Source organism: Flavobacterium sp. FPG59 (genome assembly GCF_002150205.1).
Classification (GTDB): Bacteria; Bacteroidota; Bacteroidia; order Flavobacteriales; family Flavobacteriaceae; genus Flavobacterium.
Genome location: NZ_MTCA01000171.1, coordinates 1 through 6,603, shown reverse-complemented (window position 1 = coordinate 6,603; position 6,603 = coordinate 1). Strand labels below are relative to the sequence as shown.

Here is a 6,603-nt window from a genome sequence, read left to right as displayed (position 1 = left end):
CGGTTGAAACCGTATATTTGCCTTTATTTTAAATCAAAATGGATAAAAAGACTGAAGAATTTTATGATCGATTAAAAGTAGAGTTAGACCTTAATAATACTTGGCCTGCAGAATACTTATTTAAATTTATAGTGCCAAGTGATGCTAAAAATATTGAAAAAGTACAGACTGCTTTTGATTGTATGGGTGCTGTTATAAAAACAACAAAATCTAAAACGGGTAAGTTTACAAGCATATCTATTGATGTGACCATGAAAAATTCACAAGAAATTGTAGATAAATACTTAGAAGTTTCTACAATTGAGGGCATTATTTCTTTATAAAAACATAATTTTTTTGATGTGCTTCTCGATTGGGTGAACTTCTCGATAATGCAACCGAATTAAAATAGATACATTCAAAACATGAATTCAAAATATATTAAAGAAAATTCGAATGATGTAGTGCATCATCTTGAGTACAATGCCGAAAGGTCACACCTTATCATTCCAGAATACGGCAGGCATTTGCAAAAACTTATTGACTTGGCTACAAATATTCAAGATGATGTGGAGCGCAACAAAGCTGCAAAATACATCATTCAAGTTATGGGGAGTTTGAATCCACATTTAAGGGATGTTCCAGATTTTCAACATAAATTATGGGATCAGTTGTTTATAATGTCTGATTTTAAATTAGTTGCTGATTCTCCTTATCCTATTCCGTCACGCGAAGTATTACAATTAAAGCCAGATGTTTTAAAATATCCTCAAAATTTTCCAAAATATAGGTTTTACGGGAATAACATTAAATATATGATTGATGTTGCTAATAAATGGGAAGATGGAGATATGAAAAAAGCATTGGTAAAAGTTATTGCCAATCACATGAAAAAATCATATTTAAGTTGGAATAAAGATACGGTAAAAGATGATGTAATCTTTGAACACTTATACGAATTATCTGACGGAAAATTAAATTTAATACAAAGTTCAGAAGAATTGCTTAATACTACTGATTTGTTGAGAACTAATAAACGAGTTTCTAATAAAATAGCTCCTACAGGTCAGCCTAAAATTCTAAGCAACAAAAATTTGAAAACAGGTAAGCCAAACTTACCTCACAAAAACCAAAATAGAAAACCCTTGTAATTTATTTTAGAATTAGTGGCTTATTACCTTATCGGCACTTTTTTTAAAATCATTACGTACAATTAAATAATTTATAACTCATAACCATAAAAGATGGGAATTTTCAAAATAGAGGGAGGCATTAGTCTTCAAGGAGAAATCACTCCACAGGGTGCAAAAAATGAAGCATTACAAATATTGTGTGCTGTTTTATTAACACCTGAAAAAGTTATTATTAATAATATTCCAGATATTATTGACATTAATAAATTGATCACTTTATTAGGTAATTTGGGTGTAAAAATTCAAAAAACAGGTTCAGGTTCTTACACTTTTCAAGCTGATGAGGTAAATATAAATTATCTAGAAACCGAGGCATTCAAAAAAGAAGGTGGATCACTTAGAGGATCTATCATGATTGTTGGACCTTTGTTAGCAAGATTTGGAAAAGGATATATTCCAAAACCGGGTGGCGACAAAATCGGAAGACGAAGATTAGATACTCATTTTGAAGGTTTCATTAACCTTGGAGCTAAGTTTAGATACAATAGAGAAGATCACTTTTATGGTGTTGAAGCTGCTGACGGATTAGTTGGAGCTGATATGTTATTAGATGAAGCATCAGTTACGGGAACTGCAAATATTGTAATGGCAGCCGTTTTAGCAAAAGGAAGAACAACGGTATACAATGCTGCTTGTGAACCTTATTTACAGCAATTGTGTAAAATGCTGAACTCAATGGGCGCAAATATCACCGGAGTAGGATCAAATTTATTGACTATTGAAGGGGTAGAAAGCTTAGGTGGTTGTGAGCACAGAATTCTTCCAGATATGATTGAAATAGGAAGTTGGATTGGTCTTGCTGCCATGACAAAATCTGAAATTACTATAAAAAATGTTAGTTGGGACAACCTTGGAGTAATCCCAAATACATTTAGAAAATTAGGAATTACTCTAGAGCGCCGTGGAGATGATATTTACATTCCTGCTCATGTAAATGGGTATGAAGTAAAAACAGATATTGATGGTTCTATTCTTACCATTGCTGATGCACCATGGCCTGGATTTACACCAGATTTATTGAGTATTGTACTTGTAGTGGCTACACAAGCAAGAGGTGATGTTTTGATTCACCAAAAAATGTTTGAAAGTCGTTTGTTTTTTGTTGATAAACTAATTGACATGGGTGCTAAAATCATGTTATGTGATCCACACCGTGCTGTAGTTATGGGACATGATTTTAAATCACAACTGAAGGCTACAACCATGTCATCACCAGATATTCGTGCTGGTATATCATTGTTAATTGCTGCGCTTTCTGCAAAAGGAACAAGTACCATACAAAATATTGAACAAATAGATAGAGGGTATGAGCGTATTGATGAACGTTTGAGAGCTATTGGCGCTCAAATCGTTAGAGCGTAAACCTACTCAATTCTTAATACATCGTTTAAATAAACCATCTAGCAATACAAAAAAGCAAGTGGTTTATTTAAACGATTCTTTTTTAAACGAAACAAATGTCAAGAGAACAAACAGCAATTAGGGCTACTTATTTTAGTATTGTGGGCAACACAACTTTGGCCATTATAAAAGGATTTGCAGGTTTTTTTGGCAATTCATACGCTTTGATTGCTGATGCTATCGAGTCTACAACAGACATTTTTGCATCATTTTTAGTCTTGTTCGGAATTAAATATTCCAATAAACCTGCTGATGAGAATCATCCGTACGGACACGGTAGGGCTGAGCCATTGATTACGTTCTTGGTAGTGGGTTTTTTGATAACCTCGGCAACAATAATTGCTTATGAAAGCATCATTAATATTGGTACACCGCATCAATTACCAAAGCCTTGGACACTAATTGTTCTTGGCGCCATAATTATTTGGAAAGAGTATTCCTTTCGAGTAGTTATGAAACGCAGTATAGAGACTAATAGTTCTTCATTAAAAGCCGATGCTTGGCACCATAGGAGTGATGCCATCACTTCGGTAGCTGCTTTTTTAGGAATTTCTATTGCTTTAATTTTAGGTAATGGTTACGAAGCTGCTGATGATTGGGCAGCACTTTTTGCCTCTGGATTTATATTGTATAATAGTTATTTAATTTTCCGACCTGCTCTTGGCGAAATCATGGATGAACATTTATACGATGACTTGATTGAACATATTAGAGAAGTATCTGTTCAAGTTGACGGAATTTTAGATACCGAAAAGTGTTTTATCCGAAAGGCAGGCATGCAATACCATGTTGATTTACATGCAACAGTGAACTCAAATATAACCGTAAAGGAAGGTCATGACCTTGCTCACAAACTCAAAGATACCTTAAGAGAACAAATCCCAGAATTAGGACATGTATTGATTCATGTAGAACCTCATGAGTAAATTTACACAAATAAAAAAGGCACCGAGATTATTTTCAGGTGCCTTTTTTATGTATTGTGAGTTGTTGTTTATCGAGATAAAACTACGTAGTGTTTTAATCAATTATGTTTAAAAATTTAAGTCCAAATACCACTCCGTCACCTTTAAAACCACTTTGATAGGAGCGGACATAATCTATTCTAAACATTTTAAATTTCCCAATTCCTATATTATCTAGACCAATACTCATTTCAGAATACGGTTTTTTATCTGGTATAGAAAGTGAATGAGCTCCTATATTTAAAGTAGCTTTTAATTTATTCAATAGTGGAATTTTATTCATAATATATCCTTTATCATTATATTCTGCATGAGCTTCTGCAAAACGGTCGTTAGTACTGCTGGAATAGTAAGGCAGCAAGTTAAAAACATTCAAATAACGTTCAGTTTGCCCTATGCTTGTTTGGTTTCCATTAAAATGTTTGTAATCCATAAAAGCAATATTTTGAGCATTTAAAAACGCACCTGCTTTTGCATTCACGCCAAGAACTCCTTTGTTTCCTAATTTTAAATCATAAGTAGCGCGCAGGTTGAAATAGTCATATTCATATTTTTTTTCGCTTGCGCCAATGGCTTTTTCATAAGCTACATAAAGCGTAGGATATTTTTCGTTTCTAATATTGAATTTACCATCAGGTCTGGAGGAATATTTATTACCAAAATTGATTTTAAAAAGTAAATTTAATTTAGTTAAATGATGTTTTTCAAAAGCAGTTGTACTATAATTAGTAGGATCAAAAGGGTTGTTAGAAGTATATAAATTAGATTTATTAAACAACGAATAATTAGTTGTATTGAATAAAGGTTTGCGTTGTTGATAATCTATTCTACTATTTAGGTTAACGCCATTTGCAATGTCTTGTGTAAAACCAATAGTCATAGACTCTAGGTTGTATAGTTTCATGAAATTATTCTTAAAGTAAAGAGAACTGATGCTGTTGACTATTTTGCTAATGGGTTCACTTGGGTTAAATTGTTTTACAGAACTTCCACCAATTACATAAACGGTTGCATAATTTTGATTGTTAAACCTATGAAGGAATTGCCCCGTTACACGCAGCCTATCCTCTGAAAAACCATAGTTAAACGTGGTACTCAATGAGGTGTAAATGCCTTTTTTTTCTTGATTTTTCCAGTTTGTATATTTAAAACCCGAATCAAGATTGTACCCCTGAACAGTATTAAAACTGAGAGTACCTATATTGATTAAGCCATTATAACTGATGCTGTATTTTTGGGAACTATTTTTAAATGTATATCCAGTTAGCAGTTTGAGTGGATTAAATTTATTGTTTTTCTTATCAATGGAATCTAAATATTTTTTTGAATTTCGAACGGTGTAAATACTATCCTTTCTATAATAATCTAAATTTTCTTCACTTGTTAAGGGAATTGGTCTGTTACTATTCCAGAACGTGCTGTCTTTTTTGTTAGCATTTAGTTCAATTTTTGTAATTTCATTAGTAAACGTTTTGGGAGCAAAAGAAGTTACAAATTCATAATTATTATACACATAGTTGTATTTTCCGTTAAATTTTATTCCAAACGCTCCTGCTGTAATCTCGAGACTCTGCGTGTTTTTTGTCCAAATTTTCGAATTATTATTGTAACTAAAATTTTGTTTTAAAGTCATTACATCAAGAAAATCTTCTTTTATTCTATATCCTTTAATGTCAAGTTCTACGGCATAAATAGCCCAAGAATCTTCAACAATGTAGATATATCCTTCAAAAACAGGTTCGCTATCTCGTTTTGCACTAACCTTAATTTTATTGACCATCTTATTCTTGTCATCAAAAAAAGTGCTTTCTAGTTTGTAATTGTAGTAATTCAATGCGTTGCTGGCAATTGGCGAAATCATGGCTATGCCAAAGTCAATTGTATTATCATAAAAATCATAAAAAGAGGATCGTGCGGTATTGTAACTGTAGCCGTTATTGTTACCGCTTACTTTTGATGCCATTACTACTTCACTCAGTTTATTGGGTTTTTCATAAACAATTTTAGAAAATGTTTCAGATAAAGATATAATTCCTGTCCCTGTTGAGTCTAATGCGCCATTTAAATCGCCTATTTTTTGGCCAAAGATTTTTTTAGGAGCATTTTTCAGTTTGAATATACCACGGGAATAGAAATCTGCACGGTATTTATTGGTGTTTTTAGTATTAAAATCCCTATTTGCAATAGCATTTTTTATAATGGCAATGGCGGGATTACTTTTGGTGTTTATGATTACTTCATTTAGTGAAAAACTTTCCTCAACTAGTTTAACATTCAAAGTATAAGGTAGCTTTGCAGTTTCAATAGCAATTTTTTGAGTTTTGAATCCTAAAAATTGAAAAACTAATGTTTGTTTTCCCTTTGGGAGTACATTAAATTCGTAATTCCCTAATTCGTTTGAGGTAGTTCCATTATAAGTATCTTCTTGAAAGATGTTTACAAATGCTAACGGATTGCCTTTTTCGTCAGTGACATTTCCTTTTATTTGCGCTTGGCAAACAAATGTAGAAACTAATAAGAGTAAGAGGTAGTATTTTTTCATGAAAGTTTTTTCTTCCACAAAAATAGCAGTACTTTTTACATAGGTTATTAATTATTTGTTAAACAATAACTTAAGGTATTGTTAATTATTTTTGTTCAAAAGAAAGTACAGCTAAATCATAACTTTGCAAACCAAAACCTAGAATGACACCTTTAGCATTTCCAGAAATATAGGATTGATGTCTAAAGCTTTCTCTAGAAAACGTATTCGAAATATGAACTTCAATTACGGGAGTTGATATTGCTTTTACAGCATCTCCTATTCCTATAGAGGTATGTGTGTATGCACCAGCATTGAGAATGATACCATCAAATGAAAAACCAAATTCTTGTATTTTATCAATCAATTCACCTTCAATATTACTCTGAAAATAACGGAACTCAACGTTCATGTATTTTTTTTCTAAAATAGTGAAGTAGTCTTCAAATGTTTGGTTTCCATAAACTTCAGGTTCGCGTTTTCCTAATAAATTTAGGTTTGGACCATTGATAATACCTATTTTCATAATATTGATTTTGGTAAA

6 protein-coding genes are annotated in these 6,603 nt (G+C 32.2%); 4 read left to right on the top strand and 2 right to left on the bottom strand.

Translation table 11 applies throughout. The features are described from left to right. The first annotated feature begins 38 nt into the window (after positions 1-38). From FPG59_RS12555 to FPG59_RS12540, 4 genes are all read left to right on the top strand, one after another. Complete coding sequence (locus FPG59_RS12555; RefSeq protein ID WP_086454935.1) at positions 39-323, top strand: DUF493 family protein; 285 nt, start codon at positions 39-41, stop codon at positions 321-323. 81 nt (positions 324-404) lie between these two features. Beyond that, the gene (locus tag FPG59_RS12550; protein WP_086454934.1) at positions 405-1,130 is read left to right on the top strand and encodes a DUF4290 domain-containing protein; all 726 of its coding nucleotides are present in this window, start codon (positions 405-407) and stop codon (positions 1,128-1,130) included. A gap of 93 nt (positions 1,131-1,223) precedes the next feature. Beyond that, entirely contained in the window at positions 1,224-2,534 is a 1,311-nt protein-coding gene (gene murA, locus FPG59_RS12545; RefSeq protein ID WP_086454933.1) for a UDP-N-acetylglucosamine 1-carboxyvinyltransferase, read from the top strand. A gap of 95 nt (positions 2,535-2,629) precedes the next feature. Beyond that, positions 2,630-3,499 (top strand): cation diffusion facilitator family transporter, encoded by an 870-nt coding sequence (locus tag FPG59_RS12540; RefSeq protein WP_086454932.1) that lies wholly within the window; start codon positions 2,630-2,632, stop codon positions 3,497-3,499. Positions 3,500-3,593: 94 nt separating this feature from the next. Here FPG59_RS12540 and FPG59_RS12535 read toward each other — a convergent pair whose 3' ends face one another. Together FPG59_RS12535 and aroQ are read right to left on the bottom strand one after the other, a co-directional pair. Continuing rightward, positions 3,594-6,080 carry a DUF5686 and carboxypeptidase regulatory-like domain-containing protein gene (locus FPG59_RS12535; RefSeq protein ID WP_086454931.1) on the bottom strand — a complete coding sequence of 829 codons (2,487 nt, stop codon included), beginning with the start codon at positions 6,078-6,080 and terminating at the stop codon, positions 3,594-3,596. Positions 6,081-6,165: 85 nt separating this feature from the next. Further along, positions 6,166-6,585 (bottom strand): type II 3-dehydroquinate dehydratase, encoded by a 420-nt coding sequence (gene aroQ, locus FPG59_RS12530; protein ID WP_086454936.1) that lies wholly within the window; start codon positions 6,583-6,585, stop codon positions 6,166-6,168. Positions 6,586-6,603 lie beyond the last annotated feature (18 nt).